This is a genomic window from Comamonas sp. E6, from assembly GCF_001010305.1.
GTDB lineage: Bacteria > Pseudomonadota > Gammaproteobacteria > Burkholderiales > Burkholderiaceae_C > Comamonas > Comamonas thiooxydans.
Map to the genome: position 1 here is coordinate 1 of NZ_BBXH01000027.1, position 17831 is coordinate 17831.

Consider the following 17831-nt stretch of genomic DNA (forward strand, 5'->3'; position numbering starts at 1 on the left):
CGGGAGGGGTCTGGTTTGGAGCGTGGCGCCCAGTTGATGGACGCCTGCGATGGATCAAGTACCAGGCAGCTGGGATGACCAGCATGCTTAGGAGGGGGGCCGTGACCATACCGCCGACCATCGGTGCGGCGATGCGGGTCATGACTTCCGAGCCCGTGCCATGTCCGACCAGAATAGGAAGCAGACCCGCCATGACTACAGCCACGGTCATGGCCTTTGGCCGCACGCGCATGACGGCTCCCTCGCGAATGGCAGCCAGCAACGTTTCTTCATTGTCCGGCTCGCCTGAGGCTAGATGCTGTCTCCAGGCGTTCTGCAGGTAGACCAGCATCACGACGCCAAACTCGGCGGCAACGCCGGCCAGGGCAATGAACCCCACGGCAGAGGCCACCGACACCGCGTGACCGAGCGCCCAGATGAACCAGAATCCACCGACAAGCGAGAATGGAACTGCTGCCATGACCAATGCGGCATCGCCTGCACTGCGAAACAGGACGTAGAGCAGCATGAAGATGACAGCCAGAGTGAGTGGTACGACGACTTTCAGGCGTTCCGTAGCCCGCTCCAAGTACTCGAACTGGCCAGACCACGACAAGGCATAGCCGGCAGGCATGGCCACCTGCTTGGCGACAATGGCTTGCATGTCATGGACGACGGAGCGCAAGTCCCGGCCACGTACATCGACATAGACCCAGCCCGAGAGCCTTGCGTTTTCGCTGCGGATCATAGGTGGGCCTTCTGCGATGACGATCTTGGCAACGTCCTGCAGGAGCACAGTGGCACCCTTGTCTGTCACGAAAGGCAGCTTGCGCAGGCGTTCCAGCGAATCGCGGATTTCGCGCGGGTAGCGGACGTTCACTGGAAAACGCTCTCGACCCTGAATGACTTCTCCGACATTCTCACCACCGATGGCTGTGGATATGACCGCCTGCACGTCTGCCACAGAAAGTCCGAACCGCGCAGCGGCTTGTCGGTCCACATCCACGTCAATGTACCGGCCCCCTGTCAAGCGTTCGGCTAACGCGGAAGAAACACCAGGCACTCCGCGCACGGCGGATTCAATCTGTGCCGCGAGCTTGTCGATGGTGGCGAGGTCTGGTCCGGCGACCTTGATGCCGACGGGGCTCTTGATGCCGGTGGCCAGCATGTCGATGCGGTTGCGGATCGGGGGCACCCACACGTTTGATAGACCCGGAACCTTGACCACCCGGTCCAGTTCTTCAACCAGCTTCTCCGGGGTCATGCCAGGACGCCATTGCTCACGTGGCTTGAACTGGATCGTGGTCTCGAACATCTCCAGCGGCGCAGGATCGGTCGCAGTATCTGCCCGTCCCGCCTTGCCGAACACACGCTGAACCTCGGGCACTGTTTTGATAAGCCGGTCTGTCTGTTGCAACAACTCTGCGGCCTTTGAGACCGAAATACCAGGTAACGCCGAGGGCATGTACAACAGATCGCCTTCGTCCAGCGGCGGCATGAACTCACCGCCCAGCCGCATGACCGGAATTGCGGTGATGGCCAGGGCCAATGTCGCTGCCAGCAGCGTGAACTTAGGAAAACGCAAAACCAACTCCAAAGCAGGCCGGTAAATGGCGATAAGGCTTCTGTTGATAGGGTTCGCAGTTTCCTTTGGAATGCGTCCTCGAATGAGGTATCCCATCAGCACTGGAACCAGAGTCACCGACAAGCCAGCAGCAGCCGCCATCGCATAGGTCTTGGTGAAGGCCAGTGGCGAGAACAGCCGTCCTTCCTGGGCCTCCAGGGTGAACACGGGCAGGAACGACAGCGTGATGACCAGCAGCGAGAAGAACAGCGCAGGACCGACCTCCACGGCTGATTGCGCGATCAGTTCCCAGCGCTCGGCCACGGACGATGGGCGTCCATGTCGTTCTTCAAAGTGCTCCAGATGCTTGTGCGCAGCTTCGACCAGGACCACCGAGGCATCGACCATAGCCCCTAGAGCAATGGCCACACCGCCCAACGAGAGAATGTTCGCGCTCACGCCTTGCCAGTGCATCACGCCAAAAGCCGCTAGCACCCCAATAGGCAGTGTTACAACTGCCACCAGCGCGGAGCGCAGGTGGAATAGGAAGATGGCACAGACGACGGCGACGACGGCGAACTCCTCCAGAAGCTTGACACGCAGGTTGTCGACTGCACGATCAATGAGTTTGGAGCGGTCATAGGTTTCCACCACCTCAACGCCTTTGGGCAGACTGGGTTTGAGCGTCTCCAGCCTGGCTTTGACGGCTTCGATAGTGGCTCGGGCATTCTTGCCGGAGCGCATGACTACTACCCCTCCCGTGACTTCACCCTCACCATCTAGTTCGGCGATGCCCCGTCGCATTTCCGGGCCTATCTGGACTATGGCCACATCTCTCAGCAGCACGGGTGTCGCTCCGCTGAGGGTGATCGGGATGGTACGGAAGTCCTCCAGTGATTGAAGGAATCCGCGCGAGCGCACCATGTACTCGGTCTCGGCCATTTCCACTACCGAGCCGCCAGACGACTGATTGGCCTTCTGCAGGGCCTGCACGACCATGGACTGTGTGATGGCGAGCGTTCGCATGCGGTCCGGGTCGAGCACCACCTGGTATTGGCGGACCATGCCGCCGATGCTGGCGACTTCCGCCACATCCGGAACGGTTTTCAGCTCGAATTTCAGAAACCAGTCGTTGAGGGCTCTCAGCTGTCCAATATCGTTATGGCCGCTGCGGTCGACCAGCGCGTACTCGTAGACCCAGCCCACACCAGTGGCATCCGGGCCTAGCGCGGCTGTCGCACCTACTGGTAAGCGGCTTTGCACCTGGTTCAGATACTCCACCACCCGTGACCGTGCCCAGTATGGATCGGTCTTGTCGTCAAACAGGATATAGACGAAGGAGTCGCCAAAGAACGAATAGCCTCGGACGGTTTTAGCCCCAGGTACGCTCAGCATGGTTGTGGTCAGCGGGTAGGTCACGAGGTCCTCCACCACCTGGGGCGGCTTGCCTGGGTAGGTGGTGCGAACGATCACCTGTACGTCGCTGAGGTCCGGCAATGCATCGACCGGGGTGCGAGATGCCGACCAGATGCCTACCGCCACGAGGAACGCGGTGGCAATCAGCACTAGAAAGCGGTTGGTGATGGACCAACGGATCAGAGCAGCAATCACTTGGCGCCTCCGGTGGTTCCAGCGGCGCTGCCGCTTTTCTGCACGGAGATGACTTCCCAATCCATGGGCCCGCCTTTTCGGAACTCGAAGCGCACCAGATCTCCTGGCTTCAAGCCCGTGAGCGTCATCGAGTCGGCCTTGCCAAAGCTCATTGTCATGGCGGGCCACTTGAGAGCCGGCACAGGGCCATGCGAGATCGTGATCCCGTCGTCATCCATGCTTTCCACCTTGCCCTCGGCGCGGAAGATGTCGGGGGCTTCGGTGGCCGTAGCGGGCACAGGCTGGGATTGCCCGGCCTCCATGGCTCCCAGAGCTGACTTGAGCCGCGCTTCCGAGTCCACTAGGAATTGGCCGCTGGCAATCACCTCTTCGCCTTCGCGCAAGCCTTGCAGCACCTCCAATTGATCACCCAAGTCCTCGCCCAGTTTGATTTCCCGAGGCTCGAAGTTGCCAGACTCCTTGCGGACGATGACCAATGCACGGGTGCCGGTACGGATGACGGCTTCGGAAGGCAGGACTAGGCGCGAGGCTGGAGCGTCGCCGACCTGCAGGCGCAGCAGCAACCCGGGTATCAGTTTGCCGCTGCGGTTAACGACCTCGAATCGCGCTTGCAGGGTGCGTGTGCTGGCGTTGACCTGTGGCAGGATTTCCTTCAACTCGCCTTCGAAGGTTTGGGATGCATCGGCTTGCAGAACGGCCTTGACCTTCTGGCCACGCGTCAGACGTACGGCTTGTGCTTCCGGCACTTCAGCCACGGCCCAGACCTTCTCTAGGCCGGAGATACGGAACAACGTAAGGCCAGGTGACACCTGGGCTCCATCTCGCACACCAAGTTCCGTCACCACGCCATTTACCGGAGCCTGCAAGGTATAGCGAGCTTGGGCGACCCCGGTTTCCTCACTCTTGCGTACCAGTTCTGCGGGGATGGACATGGCGCGCATGCGCTCACGGGTTGCCGTAATAAGCTCCTGAGGTACACCTGAACGCTTGAGTGCGAGCAGTTCGTTTTGTGGCCCCAGCCACTCGGGCGCAAAAATGGTGGCCAAAGCCTGACCTTTGCGAACCTGCTCCATGGGAGCGCGCACAGCCAAATGCTCGACATAACCGGCAACACGGGTCTGGACGGCAACACTCAGGCGCTCATCGAACTGCACCGTGCCAACGGCGTCGAACGACGCGCCGATGTCGGCTCGCTTGACCGTCGCGGTCCGGATGCCGAGGTTCTGCTGCACCGTTGGACTGACTTTGACGCCTGTGTCATTGGCATCGTCCGCATAGACGGGCACCAGTTGCATGTCCATGAATGGCGACTTGCCCGGTTTGTCAAAGCGTGGTCCCGGCACCATGGGGTCATGCCAGTAGAGGATCTTGCGCTCGCCTGCGGGAGCCTTGGATTCCGAGGCGGCTACGGCTTTGGGGGCAGCGCCTTCGGAGGTCAAGCGGCCAATAAAGAAGCCACCGGCTGCCAGCAGTACGCCTGCCGTAACCAATGAAGTGACCAGTGCTGTGCGCTTCATTGGGCACCTCCTTGAGCGATGGGTTTGAGGTTCAGTTGGGCCTGCGTACGTACCAAATCACGCTGCAGTGCGAGGAGTTTTCTCTGAGCTTCGACCTCGGCATGTCGTGCCTCAAACACAGCGGTCAGGGCCAGTTGATTGGAGCGGTAGGCTGCCAGGGCGGCGGAAGTGCGCTGTCTGGCCGGGGTCACTACGGAGCCTTGGTATCTCTCGATACGCTGCTGCAGGCGCGCGGCGTCGCTAGTCAAGGTGCGGTAATCGGCCATGGCTGCGCGCATTCCCTCCGTCAGGTCAGCCTCTGCTTTGTCGACCATGGCCAGCTTGGCCGAGGTTTCGCGGTCTTGGCGCTGGCTTGGTGCGATTTGGAGCGGGATGCTGACACCGACCGAAACCAAATCGGAATAGCCGGTGCGCTGGCCGTAGGACACTTCCCAGGTCCAGTTGGGAGAGCGCTCCTTGGCTGCGACGTTTGCACTCTGGCGAGCAATTTCGACGTCGCTTTTTAAGCCTGCGACGGCTGGATATCTCGCCACGTAGTCCCATTCCTCGGGAACCGGGAAGGCAGGCGGCTTGTTGAGGGCATCGGGAAGAATGCCGATCCAGCGTTGCAGACTGACCATGGCTGCAGACTGCTGTTGGCGAACCTCTTCGCTTTCATCCTCTGCAATCCCTTTGGCGGATAGGAGCTGCAACGCTTCTGCGCTGTTGCCTGTGGCAGCTGCTATGCGGCTTTTTGCCGCATTCAGCTCCTCGTGCAAGTGATGCTCGGTTTGTGTGGTTAGCTTGAGTGCTTCAGTGGCGAACCACGCATCGACATACGCCATGCTGACCTGCAGGCGAGCCTCGGCTTCGGCAATGTCTTTTTGTACGGCATCGCGGTCGGCCCGTGCACGAGCCACACCTTCGCGCGCGGCTCGTTTATCTGCAGAGAGCCACTCCTGGCTGACACCGATGCGCTTCATCGTCATGGACTCACGGGTACCGCTGAAGCGGTCTGAGCCGGTAACCGGCAAATTGTCGATGCCGGCCCGCAGCATGGGATCTGGCAACTGACCCGCAGCCTGGATGGAATGGACAGAGCCTTGCATCGCCGCCTGGGCTGCGCGGGCTGCTTCGGAGCGTTGGACGGCCAAGCTTATTGCCTGGTCGAATGAAATCGATTCTGCAGCAGCAACGGCCGGCAGAAAGACAGCAGCCAAGGAGGCTGCTCGCAAAAAAATAGGGGACATGGAAACTCCGTGGACGAACGAGGGCATTGCCGGCGTATGGACAAGCCACGCCAGCACCAGTCAGTCGACGAAGTGATCAGACTCTGAGTCTGAGAGTAGAGAGAAAAAGAGGGTCCGGAGGCGGTCGAACGTCCAAGGTGATGGGCCAGGACACTGCAAGCGCAGCATCAAATTCGAGCACTAGCGGCAGCTCCAATACCTGCACGATGGCTGGTAATGACGCCACGGGCAGTTTGATTGCCTCGAAGGTCACATCCGGGGCATTGGTGTACTGATGACACAGAACCGGTTGCTGTTGGTCCATGCCTTCGCATGGCATGCCGGCCTCCATCCTGGCCGTCATCGCTTCAACGCTGTCCTCTTGCGGGCAGACGTAGCCCGCCAACGCCAGCTGTGCGAACAGCACCGAAAGCACCACCACGATGGCGGTGGTCAGGCGGTAAATGCGACGATGCAGCATGATTACAGGAAGTGCAGTCAATCTACCAGCCTTGGGCAGTCAACGCTACACGACATAACCGCTTTCTAGATGTCAAAGGTCTTAGAGGGGGCAGATGGCCTGCACGCATCTTATTCGTCGCCTTGGCTAAAGGAGGCTGAAGAAGCCTCCATATTGTAAACACAAGTCCCAGATGCTGAAATGTCAGTCAAGCAAAGCCAATAGGTGAATGAAATGGTTTAAGTCTTAGGCCCAGTATACGACGGTGGACCTAAGACACACTCAAGGCTTAGCGCGCCATAGATTGGAGACGGGCCTCACGCTCTGAAGGTGATTCACGCAGCAGTTCATTGATTACTTCTGCGCGTGTTTTGCTAGAGCCCACGCTAGGTACCTGGGTTGGATAGTTGCTTTCGCCGTACGACAGGCGACCCTGTTTCATCGCAGTTTCAGTTTCTGCGATGACTTGAGCTCGGGTTTTTTGGCTCACGAAATGCTCTGGATGCACGATCACGCCTCGTTCATTATTTGCCGGATGCTCGTAGCCTGCTGAGGCAATACCCGGAAGCGCTAGGACAATGGCTGCTGCAGCACTTGCCAGTGTGGAAGAGATGAAGAATCGGCTTTTAGACATGGTTGAAGCTCCTAAGAAAGTCGTTGAACACAATCTCCTGGGCCTTGATCAAGGTGAAGAGAAGATGTGTTGATCTTAGGAATCGGCGCCCAACAAAATCGGGACAGCGCGGTGACATTGTTGTCAGCTTCTTTGCAGCCTCCTTGGCTTCAGAGGTTCAACTCAGTGCGCCAGTTGAGACGAACAAAGCATGGCATGTAAATCCGTTCGAGGTGGCTCAAGCAGGATTGCGAAGTACATCTAGACATCCACGCAGCTTAAAGGTTGAGACTCGCTTCGCAACCCGGAGGTTATGCCGACCGACTATTGGAAAAATGGAATGGCATGCATGACCAACCCTGGACCTATTGTCAGTACGCCAGTGTTTAATGGCTTTCTCGTGCACGGTTTCAGAGGCGTGGTCGAGGCGGCTGCGGCGACTTTCTGCATTGCCTCTTGTTCACGTTGGTTCTATCTCCGTATTTCAAGAAATATGGAAAAAAAGCCAGGCTTCATCGCCATTGTTCGTGGGATTACTGCTGCAGCGATAGGAAAAATCATCGGTGCAGTTGCAGTCATTGCGCAGCGATCAATTACAGACGGGATCGCCGCTGCAATTTCTATCATTTCTACAGTAACTCAGTGGAAACTTCAAACAAAGCTCCCAGGGCCAGTCATCGTCGCAGCAGCTTCAGTTGTTGGCCTTGTCATCTATCAACTAGATCATTGACATCGTAAGGCGAGTGCGGTTCACGCGTGTCGGCACGCTGAATCTGCACATCAGTGTTTGTGTTCGTGCTGATGATGGAAATCTGGGAAATGCTCATGGTTGTGCGTCGTAGGCTCATGAGTGTGCAAATGTGCATGCTTACCCGTTGGCATCGACCCGTCCGCGTGGACATGCTGATGATGCTCATCATGTTCATGTTCATGACTATGTTCTAGCAACTCATGGGTGTGCTCGTGCTGATGGGTTTCAGTAAGGTGTAGCCAGACCCCGATACCCATCAAAACGCCAGCAACGAGCAATCGAGGCGATGCAGGCTCTCCCAAGAAAGCAATGGCCAGCACGGCTCCAAAAAACGGCGCGATGGAGAAATACGCCCCTGTGCGAGCTGTACCCAGATAGCGCAAGGCGATCACGAACAAGACCAAGCTCGTGCCATAGCTCAGGAAGCCAATCACCGCCCCCAAAGCCACGACTCCTGGTGACGGCCAGACTGCGCCAGTCGCCAGAGCCAACAGCAAATTGGTAGCGCCGGCAGCCAGGCCCTTCATCATTGCAATGAATGAGGCATCCGCAATCGATACCTTACGAGTCAGATTGTTGTCAATGGCCCAGGACAGACAAGCGCCGAGCACTGCAAGCGTGGGCCAGAGGCTGGCAGTGCCCGTTTGGCTTGGCCAGCTGAGCACTACCGCACCAGCAACAATTGCCACCATCCCCAAGGCGATACGGTGATCAAAGTTTTCTTTGAAAACAAACCACGCGAGAACGGCTGTCAGTACGCCCTCGGCGTTGAGCAGCAGAGATGCGTCGGTCGCAGCCATCCCAGACAAGCCTGTCATCAAAAGCAGCGGCCCCATCATGCCGCCTGCTACAACGGCTCCGGCAAGCCATCCCATCTCATGCCGCTTCAGGGCGACTGCAGGAGCTTTCGTAATCAGCCTGTAGATCAGCAAGCCGATACCAGAGCCGAGGTAGAGAATGCCTGCCATCAACCAGGGACTGGCATGCTCCAGCAGCATCTTGACTGCTGGTGTACCTGCTCCAAATAGAACTGCCGCGCCGAGTGCCGCGACAACTCCACGGTTTGCCAAAACATTCATAGCTACCTCGTCTTACCTATGCTTTGTCGAGCTGGGTATTACTTCACCGAAAAACGCACGGTGACAGTTTGGCCTTCAACGCCGGTGATGGTCGCAACAACTTTGCTGCCCTTGGCAACCTTGATACCTGTTGCTTCAAGTTTGTTGCCACCGGCAGGCTTGATGTCGGCTTCAGACTTTTCCGCACCATTGAGCACGGTCAGTTTTCCGCCCATCTTGCTCACGTCAGCAGGATCGTCGTGATCGATTACGTAGATGGCAGCACCATTGGCTTGTGGAACCAGTTCAAAGGACAGATCGCTGGCCGATTGGACAATGCCGCCGTGCTGAGGCTTGGCAGTGCCATGCGCGATGGCGTTCATGCTGATCAGAGAAAGGCCCAGGACAGCTGCAGACAGCAGTTTTTTCATAACTATTCCTAGCTAAAGCGAGGCGCATCAAGGGCTGCGCCTCAAAGCCCGTAATTGCTTTAAAACGCTTCTTGCTGCTCAGGCGTGCCTTCGGCTTCTGGATTTGAAGCCAGAAGCTTTTCGGTGGCCGTTCGACCAAATGCCAGGTACATCAGTGGAGTCAACAACGTATCTAGGAGCGTGGAGCTCACCAAACCACCGAAGATGACCACCGCAACTGGATGCAAGATTTCCTTGCCAGCAGCATCGGCAGACAGCAGCAAAGGCGTCAGGGCAAACGCAGCTACCAGCGCAGTCATCAGCACAGGTGTCAGGCGCTCCAGTGAGCCGCGGACAACCATGGACTGGCCGAACTGCTCCCCTTCAAACTTGCAGAGGTTGATGTAGTGGCTCACCTTGAGGATGCCATTGCGAACTGCAATGCCTGTCAAGGTAATGAAGCCCACCATGGAGGCCACGGAGAGCGTGATTCCCGAAAGCCACATTGCAATCACACTGCCCACCAGAGCCAACGGGATATTGGCCATGATGATCAAGGCCAGCGTCGTGGAGCGGTAGCGTGTGTAAAGCACCAGGAACACCAAAGCCAGAGACATCAGCGATAGCCACGCAATCTTTTGCGCAGCCTGCTCCTGAGCCTGGAACTGCCCCTCCAGAGAGATGGAGTTGCCTGTCGGTAACTGGGTGCGATCTATCGCCGCACGAATGTCACGCACGATACGACTCATGTCTGAACCGTCCGTGTTGGCATAGACCACGATGCGACGACGACCGTTTTCCCGGCCAATCTGGTTGGGTCCATCCGTCTCGGAGACCGTCGCAATCGCTGAGACAGGAATCCTGCCAGCCGGCGTGTCGATCAGGGTTCGAGCCAGGTCTTGCGGGCTGCGACCTTCATCGGGCAAACGCAACACCAGTTCGTAGCGACGAGGGCCATCCACGATCTGTGCACCATGAGCACCATCCGTCAGCGCTTGCAGCACACGAATAGCCTCCCCGGGAGCCAACCCCACCTGGGCGGCTTTCTGATGGTCAAGACGCACAGTAATCTGAGGAATCAGCACTTGCTTCTCGACGGTCAGGTCAACCAGGCCAGGGATGCTTGAAAGACTTTGGCGCATCTGCTCGGCCAAACCACGCAGCGTGTCGGTATCGTCACCAGAAATTTTCAGGGCGATCTGAGCGCGAACACCGGACAGCAAGTGATCCAGGCGGTGAGAAATCGGCTGGCCCACAGCAACTTGTGCGGGCAGCACAGACAGCTTTGCGCGAATATCGGCCATCACGGCTTCACGATCACGCTCGCTGCGCTTCAGATCAACGTCGATCTCTGCAGAGTGAACCCCTTCCGCGTGCTCGTCCAGCTCAGCCCGGCCTGTTCTGCGCCCAACCTGGGTGACCTCGGGCACCTCCATGATCAAGGTCTCAGCCAAGGAGCCCATTCGATTGGCTTCTGCCAATGACGTCCCCGGATTGAACACCATGCCCAGAACCAGCGAGCCTTCATTGAAGGCTGGCAGGAACGCTCTCGGGAAGAAGGGAACGCTGGCCAGTGCAATCACTACTGCAGCCAAGGCCGTAGCCATCAGCGCTTTGCTTCTTGGGAAAGACCAAGCCAGCAGCTTTTCATCCCATTGCTTGAGGCGTCTGACGATGGGGCTGTCCCCATGATCAATGCGCTTCATTCTCGGCAGGAGGTAGGAACACAGTACCGGCGTCACCGTCATCGACACCAGCATGGAAGCCAGAATGGAGATGATGTAGGCGATGCCCAGCGGCGAGAACAAGCGGCCTTCGACCCCTGGCAGAGCAAACAGCGGCACGAACACCAGCACCACGATGGCCGTGGCATAAACGATGCCGGAGCGAACCTCCACGCTGGCTTTGCGCACAACCTCAAGCGTCGGCATCGGGTGCTCCTGCTCCCGGTTTTGCTTGAGTCTGCGCAGAATGTTTTCTACGTCCACCACCGCATCGTCAACCAACTCGCCAATGGCAATGGCAAGTCCGCCCAAGGTCATCACATTGATGGATTGTCCCAGCCAGTGAAATACCAGCGCCGTGGCAGCCAGCGACAGTGGGATCGCGACCAGTGAGATCAGAGTGGTTCTGGCTGAGAGCAAGAAGGCAAACAGAACGATGGCGACCATGATGGCTCCATCACGCAGTGCCTCTGTCACGTTGCCAATGGAGGCTTCAATGAAATCCGCCTGTCGGAACAAGGCTCTTGGTTCGTTGATGCCTTCAGGACGGCCCTTGCTTAGTTCACGAAGCGCTTGCTCGATGTCACGCGTCACGCGAACGGTATCGGCTTCAGGTTGCTTCTGAACGCTGACGATGACCGCAGGAGAGCCGTTGTAACCACCGTCACCGCGCTTCATGGCCGGAGCAAACCGGACATTGGCAACCTGCTCCAGGCGGATTGGACGGCCATCTCGCCAGGCCACTGCAGCGGACTGCAGGTCCTCGACCTTGTTGGTACGCCCAATGTGGCGGATCAGATATTCCCTGCTATTGAGGTCTATGAAACCGCCGCCTGCGTTGCCTGCAAACCCCTTGAGAGCCGCTTCCAGCTGAGAAAGGGTGACGCCGAACTGAGCCATCCTGGCGGTGTCAGGCTCGACACGCAATTGACGTACTTCACCCCCGATGGGAATGACTTGCGAAACACCTTGGACAGCCAACAAGCGAGGACGCAGCACAAAGTCTGCATACTCCCGTGCCTGCATGGGTGTTGCGGCCGATGCGCCTTTTTCGCCCACATTCAAGGGCAAGGCCAGCAGCATGACCTCACCCATGATGGAAGACACAGGGCCCATCACCGGCACCACATCAGCGGGAAGTCGCTCGCGTACGAGCGCAAGCCGCTCCGCCACCAACTGGCGATTGCGGTAGATGTCAGTTCCCCAGTCAAACTCGGCATAGAGAATCGACAAACCGACCCCGGACATGGAGCGCACGCGAGTGACCCCCGGCATGCCATTCAATGCTGTTTCAATGGGGAAAGTCACCAACTGCTCGACTTCTTCAGGGGCCATGCCCCCGGCTTCGGTCAGAACAGTGATTAGAGGTTTGTTGAGGTCCGGGAAGACATCAACAGGCGTTTTGACCGCTGTGATGATCCCGTAGACCATCAATATCGCAGCGAACGCCAGCACAAACAGCCGGTTATGCAGGCTGTTACGAACAATCCAGTTGAACATGTGTCACCTCACAGTTCAGCGGATTTGTGCGATCAGCGCCGCACCTTGAACCACGACCCGGTTTTCATCGCCAAGCCCCTTGGTAACGACGATCCGGTTCGCATCCAACGCTTGGTACTGCACGGGCTGAGGGATATAGCGCTCTGCACCTGACTTGATCCAGACGACAGGCTCATTGGCAGGGTTGCGAGTAATCGCCTGTGCGGGAAGAACAAAGCCTTTGACACTTTGCTTGGAGTTGGCAATCACGGTGACAGGTTGGCCAATAGCAATCGGTAGCTGTTGAGTGCCATCGGACGCAACCGCCTTGAAGGTCAATGGCAACACACCGTCACGCAAGCTTCGACCAGCACCAATGAGCTCCAAACGGACTCCCGGCGTCGCTTTGATCGTTGCTGCACTGATGTTGGCTGCTAGAGCAGGATCGGCCGTTGTGGCCTCCACCATGACCTTGGCTGGATCGGTAATCTCAAACAAGACATCCTTGGATTCGACAACCTGACCGAGCACCACATTGGCGCTGGCGATGACACCCGAAACCGGTGCGACAACGTTTTCCTTGGCAGCAAGTCCGCCACCGATTGCGCTTTCACGTGCCCTCAGGCTTGCAAACTCTGTCTGAGCCGCTTCAATCTCTTTGCGTGGGACAGTGCCTTCAAGCCCTTTGAGTCGCTCCACACGCTTTTGCGCAATTTCGCGGGCACCTCTGAGCTCGGCCAACTGGGCACGCTGTCCTGACAAGGCAAGTGGATCTGCGTGATGGGCTACGACCGCCAGGACCTCCCCTTTACGTACAGTCTTGCCAGCAAACGGCAAGCCTTGGGATCCGGCCTCAATCTTTCCGCCCACAACCGTCTGAACCAGGCCGCTTGCATTGGGGTCCGCGATGACTTTGGCTGGCAGTTCGGTGGTTGCGCTTGCTTCGGACATCAGGGCAATTTCCGTGCGAATTGCCAATCGACGCTGGGACAACATGGGCACATTGACGCTGCCATCAGGCAGACGACTCAAACCTGCTGCCGATGGAGCGGCCGAGGCGGTATCCAGATGCTCTCCGTTGGGGCCATGAGCGCCCGGAGAGGCTTGAGCCATGGTGACGGCCAAGACCGCAGACATGATGACGATGCGTTTCATTGGGCGCCTCCCTTTGCTACCTTGCTGTTAGAGCCACGGCCCAAGAGCCATCCCAATCCACCCACTGCGGCCAATGCCGCAATTGCCAATGCGCCAAACAGCAAAGCGTTTTCATCTCCATGAGCATGGGTGGCCTCAGCTGCAGCTTGGGTCGCCCCGACTTCCAAAGTGCCGTCCAGCAGGTCAGACTCTTTGCCATCCAGAATCGTGATCACCAGCGCGTGTGACCCTTTCTTGCCGAGTTCTGCCAAGAACTTCTCGTCAGCCACGGCATAGTCGCCCTGGTCCGAGTGATAAGGCGCAGGGGCTTTCAGTTGACCCAGCTCGACTTCCACCTTGGCTTGATCCACGGGTTCATTCGTAGCGAATCGATTAATGAACATCGAAAACTCACCGCCCTGCAGGCGACCAACCAGCTCGTAGTCTTCGGACTTAGCCTCGAACCTGGGTGCAGAAGAAGTGGCTCCTGCCGTAGGTGCTGCGTCCAAATGCTCTCCATTGGGACCGTGTGCACCAGGGGATGCCAAGGCGATCCCTGTAGTAAGGGCGAAGCCACCCAGTAAGAGCAAGCGCTTCACGGCGCAAGGAGTTGAAAACGGAGAATTCATGGCAGTTGTCCGTAGGCTTGTTGAAGACGTGCACGTGCGAGGCCAAATGCAGCCTCCTGCCGAGCAGCGCTGTAGTCGGCTTGAGCTGCGGCACTGGCTGCGCGCAGAAGCTCTGGGAGCGATGTCTCGCCTGCATTGAAGGCGGCACGAATCAGCTTGGCTCGTTCGTTAAGCAACGCGGCTTTTTCACGCTCGGTCTGCAACTGCAACTGACTTGCCGCTGCTGCAGCCTTGGCGCTTTCCATGCGAGCAGACAACTGAGCACGAAGCACCTGTTCCTTGCGCTGAGCTATGTCCAGCTCGGTCAAGGCGGCAGCTTGCAAGGGTGCATTTCTATCGTCTGTGCCGAACGGAATACGCACAGCAAGGCCCAGGCTGTAGGCGGAACCCTGACCATGGCCTGGAATGTCTTGCCTGAACTTGGTGATCAGCTCTGGAGCACTGCGATTCGATTTGGCAACCAAATCCAAACGCTTATGTGCCAGGTCTACTTGCTGTTCTGCACGCAACAGTTCGGGATGCTCAGCCAACTGGCGAGGAGATGGGCTTTCAGCACTCGCAAACGTAGCGTCAGGTGTTTGGGCCAATCCTGTCAGGGCTGTCCACTGGCGCTTTGCTGCTTCAAGCTGGGTTTCAGCCTGTGACTGAGTTGCTTGTGCGCTTAAAAGCTCCCCCTTGGCTGCCAAGGCATCTGCTCTTGCCAGATCACCGGCTTTCACACGTTTATCCACGTCTGATGCGATGGCCGCAAAAGTGCTGGTCTGCTGCTTTGACAAAGATTGGCTGGCCTGCAACTCAGCAATCTGCCAATGCAACTCACGGACAACCTCTGCAACACGCAGTTTTCCCTCAGTTTCAGACAACTGAGATAGAGATGACAACGAATCTGCGGCTTGTTGCTTGGCGCTTTTCTGGCCGGGAAGCCAGAGCGGCACCGCCAAAGCTACTTCAGTCTCGCGAGCGCCATTGTTGCTTTGCAGGCGGTCATTGCGGTGGCTCAACTCCACTGAGGGAGGTGCAGCCCAAAGAGCACTTGATGCTTGCTTTTCTGCGGCTGCCTGCCGAGAAATGCCTGCAGCCTCAGCAGAGGCAACGGCGCGGCTCCAGGCCGCCTCAACGGCAGTCGCCAAGGTTGTTTTTTGAATGTTGCTGCTCGATTTTGGCGCAGCAACGCTTTCCATTGGCTGTGCGTACGACGTGCACGCCAACGTCAGCCCTGCAAGAATGCAGAGCCTCCATTTAATTTTGGGGTTCACAAAGCCTCTAAATGCTCTGGGTACATAGCAATACCGTCGCGAGGTACTGCGACAGATCTGACATGCACGAACGAAGGGATGGCTTCAGACGGATGAAGCCGACCTAAAGAGAGCTAGGCTGTGAGTCTGGGAGGCCGTCGAAGACCTTCCAGGATCGGATGGGGGAGCATGGAATCGACGACCGGGCAGAGTGGAGAGCTTACCCAGTCGGGCACCGGAACACTCAAGGTGAAAGCTTCAACCGCTGCAGATGGCATCCCATTGGCCATCATGTGCAGTTTGGAGTCAGAGGAGTCATCGAGCTCCACGGCACCATCATCATGGTGGTGGTGGCCTTCCTCTTGAAGATGCATCGCCGCATGCTCAAGCGCTTCATGTGACGCGAAGACAGGCATCTGGCCAGCCACAGCAAGGGCTTGCCAGAAGACGCTCAGCATCACGAAGAACATGGCCAGACGGCGTGTCATAGTTCAGAAATTATATGTGGAAGGTATCTCCCACAATCTTTGTGGACGCTGCGAAATTGTTTGACGCACGGCCAGACCAGTATTGCTCATACTGACTGAATTTGCGTAACGCTTCCACTGAGGCAGAAAGCTGCCGCTCAATGAAAAGTCACGAGAGTCTGCTTCCGGCGAAAGCAGCGGCCAAGCAAATGCTTATATGAGTGCCGTTGATGAGTTCAGTGGATTCACTTCCACTGAAACATGCGCTAACTCCTCATGAATAGTGACAAGTTGGCGGATGTAGTCAGGGGTGACTTCAGAGTTTCCTTCTACGGCAATGACGGCGGCATATTTCCCTTTGCCCACCCGCCAAACGTGCAGGTCCGTGATGACAGCCCGATATGGACCTTCGGCGATGGATTCTCGAATTTCTTCGGCCACTGGTGCATCCATCTCGGCATCCAGCAAGACTCGACTGCTATCACACAACAGACCCCACGCCCAAATGGCGACTAGAGCCGCACCGACGATGCCCATCAAGGGGTCCAGCCAACCAAAACCCCAGTGTATTCCACCCAGCAAAGCAACGATGGCTAGCACCGAAGTAGCGGCATCCGCAAGGACGTGAAGATAGGCTGAACGCAAGTTAAGGTCGCCATGATCTGAGTTGTCGTCGTGGTTGTGCCCATGGTGATCATGGCCATGATGCTGATGCTGATGGACTAAGGGCCAGAGTTCCTTGCCCACGCAGTAAAGCGATGGGCGCAGAGCAAGGGTAGGAACCTTCGCCACATTCAGCGAGGCACGCCGATCCAGAACGCTTACGTCGAACGCTTCAACAGGTCCTGCCGAACGGAGGTGCTCGACTGCGATGTCTATGGATCCGTACAGGAAGTCCGGTCTAGGAACGAGGGCTGGCAGCATTTTTACAACCACTATCGTTTGCACGAATCGTTGAGCCGAAGACCGCCGGTCGCGTATTTTGTTAAAAGTTTCACCAACCTCTGCTTTTATGTCACACAGGAAAGCGAGGGGGCTTCACACTCAGCGTGTTTAGTTCGCAGTTGATTGCATGCGAGCATCCCGTTCAGCTGTTGTTTCATTACGCATTTCGTTGATAACTTGCTCGCGGGTTTTGCTCGATCCAGTCTCGGGAGTACCACTTGGGAAATTGCTTTCACCGTAAGAAAGGCGGCCTTGCTTCATGGCGGCTTCAGTCTCGGCCTTGACTTGAGCTCGGGTTTTCTGGCTTACAAAGTGCTCCGGATGCACGATCACGCCTTGTTCATTGTTGGCTGGATGCTCATAGCCTGCGGACGCAATTCCAGGAAGAGCCAGTGTGATAACAGCAGCAACGCTTGCGAGTACAGAGGAAATGGAGATGCGGTTTTGAGACATGGTTGGCTCCTAAGAAAGTTGATGAACACATCTCCTGGGCCTTGATCAAGGTGAGGAGAAGATGGGTTGATCTTAGGAAGCAGAGCCCAACAAAAACAGGACTGTCCGGTGACATTGTTGTCAGCTTTTTCGCGGCAGTTCTTATCCCAAATCTGTACACCAAAAGCCCAAAGCGAAAAGTGAAGACCAACCTAGTTGGTGTACACCGCGTGCTCCAGTGCTTGTGCAGACAGACACTTGACATTCACATGATGTGAAGGATGAAACTTTAGCCACAAGCTTTAAAGGAGTACGTAATGGCTATTTTTCGCATCAATGACATGAAATGTGGTGCCTGTGCCGCGCGGATTCAGCGCTCCATTTTGGCAATCGATGATGAAGCAAAGATCGGAGTGAATGCGCGAGATAAAACGGTGCAAGTCTCCGGCGATCTGAGCGACACCGACTACGTGTTGGCTATCCAGGCCGCTGGATACACTCCAGAATTATTGGCGTTAGCAGAAGCCGAGCAGGCAAATGCTGAGAAGCCGCAGACGAAATGCTGCGGCTCCACTTCAGCCAAGACATCTTGCTGCGGATAGTGTCTTCTTGCTT

17 protein-coding genes are annotated in these 17831 nt (G+C 57.1%); 3 read left to right on the forward strand and 14 right to left on the reverse strand.

Going from position 1 to position 17831, the window contains the following annotated elements; genetic code table 11:
- The 5 genes from CSE6_RS21605 to CSE6_RS21625 form a co-directional block, all read right to left on the reverse strand.
- A partial coding sequence (locus CSE6_RS21605; protein WP_059441449.1) for an efflux RND transporter permease subunit occupies nt 1-3154 on the reverse strand: 3154 nt, incomplete at its 3' end.
- The gene (locus tag CSE6_RS21610; protein WP_059441450.1) at nt 3151-4671 is read right to left on the reverse strand and encodes an efflux RND transporter periplasmic adaptor subunit; all 1521 of its coding nucleotides are present in this window, start codon (nt 4669-4671) and stop codon (nt 3151-3153) included. The genes CSE6_RS21610 and CSE6_RS21605, both read right to left, overlap by 4 nt.
- Nucleotides 4668-5957: a TolC family protein gene (locus tag CSE6_RS21615; protein WP_238585761.1), complete on the reverse strand. Its 1290-nt coding sequence runs from the start codon at nt 5955-5957 to the stop codon at nt 4668-4670. Before CSE6_RS21615 ends, CSE6_RS21610 begins: the two co-directional genes overlap by 4 nt.
- A gap of 19 nt (nt 5958-5976) precedes the next feature.
- A complete protein-coding gene (locus tag CSE6_RS21620) occupies nt 5977-6360 on the reverse strand; it encodes a hypothetical protein (protein WP_059441452.1) in 384 nt (127 codons plus the stop codon).
- Between the two features lie 268 nt (nt 6361-6628).
- Nucleotides 6629-6973 (reverse strand): DUF4148 domain-containing protein, encoded by a 345-nt coding sequence (locus CSE6_RS21625; protein WP_003055050.1) that lies wholly within the window; start codon nt 6971-6973, stop codon nt 6629-6631.
- Nucleotides 6974-7301: 328 nt separating this feature from the next.
- Here CSE6_RS21625 and CSE6_RS21630 point away from each other — a divergent pair, with 328 nt between their 5' ends.
- On the forward strand, nt 7302-7682 hold the full coding sequence (locus CSE6_RS21630) for a chromate transporter (RefSeq protein ID WP_158235177.1): 381 nt from the start codon (nt 7302-7304) through the stop codon (nt 7680-7682).
- Nucleotides 7683-7732: 50 nt separating this feature from the next.
- Here CSE6_RS21630 and CSE6_RS21635 read toward each other — a convergent pair whose 3' ends face one another.
- The 8 genes from CSE6_RS21635 to CSE6_RS21670 all read right to left on the reverse strand — a co-directional run bounded on the left by CSE6_RS21635 (nt 7733) and on the right by CSE6_RS21670 (nt 16763).
- The gene (locus tag CSE6_RS21635; RefSeq protein ID WP_059441453.1) at nt 7733-8782 is read right to left on the reverse strand and encodes a DMT family transporter; all 1050 of its coding nucleotides are present in this window, start codon (nt 8780-8782) and stop codon (nt 7733-7735) included.
- A 38-nt stretch (nt 8783-8820) separates the two neighbouring features.
- Nucleotides 8821-9192 (reverse strand): hypothetical protein, encoded by a 372-nt coding sequence (locus tag CSE6_RS21640; protein ID WP_059441454.1) that lies wholly within the window; start codon nt 9190-9192, stop codon nt 8821-8823.
- Nucleotides 9193-9251: 59 nt separating this feature from the next.
- On the reverse strand, nt 9252-12395 hold the full coding sequence (locus CSE6_RS21645; protein ID WP_003081359.1) for an efflux RND transporter permease subunit: 3144 nt from the start codon (nt 12393-12395) through the stop codon (nt 9252-9254).
- Nucleotides 12396-12410: 15 nt separating this feature from the next.
- Nucleotides 12411-13529, reverse strand: a complete 1119-nt coding sequence (locus CSE6_RS21650; RefSeq protein ID WP_003081355.1) for an efflux RND transporter periplasmic adaptor subunit — start codon at nt 13527-13529, stop codon at nt 12411-12413.
- Nucleotides 13526-14017: a hypothetical protein gene (locus tag CSE6_RS21655; RefSeq protein ID WP_003081354.1), complete on the reverse strand. Its 492-nt coding sequence runs from the start codon at nt 14015-14017 to the stop codon at nt 13526-13528. Before CSE6_RS21655 ends, CSE6_RS21650 begins: the two co-directional genes overlap by 4 nt.
- 116 nt (nt 14018-14133) lie before the next feature.
- Nucleotides 14134-15318, reverse strand: a complete 1185-nt coding sequence (locus tag CSE6_RS21660) for a TolC family protein (RefSeq protein WP_083994785.1) — start codon at nt 15316-15318, stop codon at nt 14134-14136.
- Nucleotides 15319-15506: 188 nt separating this feature from the next.
- Complete coding sequence (locus tag CSE6_RS26225; RefSeq protein ID WP_034350255.1) at nt 15507-15860, reverse strand: hypothetical protein; 354 nt, start codon at nt 15858-15860, stop codon at nt 15507-15509.
- Nucleotides 15861-16052: 192 nt separating this feature from the next.
- The gene (locus CSE6_RS21670) at nt 16053-16763 is read right to left on the reverse strand and encodes a cation diffusion facilitator family transporter (RefSeq protein ID WP_003062571.1); all 711 of its coding nucleotides are present in this window, start codon (nt 16761-16763) and stop codon (nt 16053-16055) included.
- On the opposite strand from CSE6_RS21670, the gene CSE6_RS26835 reads away from it, so the two are divergent.
- On the forward strand, nt 16650-16907 hold the full coding sequence (locus tag CSE6_RS26835) for an integrase core domain-containing protein (protein WP_369346160.1): 258 nt from the start codon (nt 16650-16652) through the stop codon (nt 16905-16907). The genes CSE6_RS21670 and CSE6_RS26835 overlap by 114 nt on opposite strands.
- Here the strand turns inward: CSE6_RS26835 and CSE6_RS21675 are convergent.
- On the reverse strand, nt 16893-17237 hold the full coding sequence (locus tag CSE6_RS21675; protein ID WP_003055069.1) for a DUF4148 domain-containing protein: 345 nt from the start codon (nt 17235-17237) through the stop codon (nt 16893-16895). The genes CSE6_RS26835 and CSE6_RS21675 overlap by 15 nt on opposite strands.
- Nucleotides 17238-17533: 296 nt before the next feature.
- On the opposite strand from CSE6_RS21675, the gene CSE6_RS21680 reads away from it, so the two are divergent.
- Entirely contained in the window at nt 17534-17818 is a 285-nt protein-coding gene (locus CSE6_RS21680; RefSeq protein WP_003062225.1) for a heavy-metal-associated domain-containing protein, read from the forward strand.
- The last annotated feature ends 13 nt before the right edge of the window (nt 17819-17831 follow it).

What these genes read in the sequence shown, in the direction of transcription:
- CSE6_RS21610 (WP_059441450.1), bottom strand. Translation starts at nt 4,671, where the DNA reads ATGAAGCGCACAGCACTGGTCACTTCATTGGTTACGGCAGGCGTACTG.
- CSE6_RS21620 (WP_059441452.1), bottom strand. Translation starts at nt 6,360, where the DNA reads ATGCTGCATCGTCGCATTTACCGCCTGACCACCGCCATCGTGGTGGTG.
- CSE6_RS21625 (WP_003055050.1), bottom strand. Translation starts at nt 6,973, where the DNA reads ATGTCTAAAAGCCGATTCTTCATCTCTTCCACACTGGCAAGTGCTGCA.
- CSE6_RS21630 (WP_158235177.1), top strand. Translation starts at nt 7,302, where the DNA reads ATGACCAACCCTGGACCTATTGTCAGTACGCCAGTGTTTAATGGCTTT.
- CSE6_RS21635 (WP_059441453.1), bottom strand. Translation starts at nt 8,782, where the DNA reads ATGAATGTTTTGGCAAACCGTGGAGTTGTCGCGGCACTCGGCGCGGCA.
- CSE6_RS21640 (WP_059441454.1), bottom strand. Translation starts at nt 9,192, where the DNA reads ATGAAAAAACTGCTGTCTGCAGCTGTCCTGGGCCTTTCTCTGATCAGC.
- CSE6_RS21645 (WP_003081359.1), bottom strand. Translation starts at nt 12,395, where the DNA reads ATGTTCAACTGGATTGTTCGTAACAGCCTGCATAACCGGCTGTTTGTG.
- CSE6_RS21650 (WP_003081355.1), bottom strand. Translation starts at nt 13,529, where the DNA reads ATGAAACGCATCGTCATCATGTCTGCGGTCTTGGCCGTCACCATGGCT.
- CSE6_RS21660 (WP_083994785.1), bottom strand. Translation starts at nt 15,318, where the DNA reads ATGGAAAGCGTTGCTGCGCCAAAATCGAGCAGCAACATTCAAAAAACA.
- CSE6_RS26225 (WP_034350255.1), bottom strand. Translation starts at nt 15,860, where the DNA reads ATGACACGCCGTCTGGCCATGTTCTTCGTGATGCTGAGCGTCTTCTGG.
- CSE6_RS21670 (WP_003062571.1), bottom strand. Translation starts at nt 16,763, where the DNA reads ATGCTGCCAGCCCTCGTTCCTAGACCGGACTTCCTGTACGGATCCATA.
- CSE6_RS21675 (WP_003055069.1), bottom strand. Translation starts at nt 17,237, where the DNA reads ATGTCTCAAAACCGCATCTCCATTTCCTCTGTACTCGCAAGCGTTGCT.
- CSE6_RS21680 (WP_003062225.1), top strand. Translation starts at nt 17,534, where the DNA reads ATGGCTATTTTTCGCATCAATGACATGAAATGTGGTGCCTGTGCCGCG.